This is a genomic window from Bacillus sp. GbtcB10, assembly GCF_019091365.1.
GTDB lineage: Bacteria > Bacillota > Bacilli > Bacillales > Bacillaceae > Bacillus > Bacillus altitudinis.
The window spans coordinates 1-278 of sequence record NZ_JAGXJP010000094.1; the positions used below are offsets into that span (position 1 = coordinate 1).

A 278-nucleotide genomic window follows, 5' to 3' on the forward strand; every position below is an offset into this window, starting at 1 on the left:
GGAAAATGAATAGATCTTTTATAATAGGGATCTATAATTCAATTTAAACTTCACGCATCATATGATCCCTCAATACAAATACAAAAGCTATTTGTAAAATTAAATAATTTGTCTGCTCCATATAATTTCAAAAAATTTAATTCATGGTCATAATCTTCACAAGACATTATCATCATAAAATATAACAAAATAGTTCTAGAAAAACAAATAAAAATTCCTATAGATTTGCTGACAGGTGATGCCTCACCTTCTTCACCCTCTTCTCTGACAAGTGATGC

The 278-nt window shown here is 28.4% G+C and carries 1 protein-coding gene; it reads right to left on the reverse strand.

What is annotated here, in order from left to right; genetic code table 11:
- Positions 1-50: 50 nt before the first annotated feature.
- Positions 51-278, reverse strand: a 228-nt coding sequence (locus KVT11_RS19760) for a hypothetical protein (protein WP_217609136.1), incomplete at its 5' end; no start/stop codon positions are given.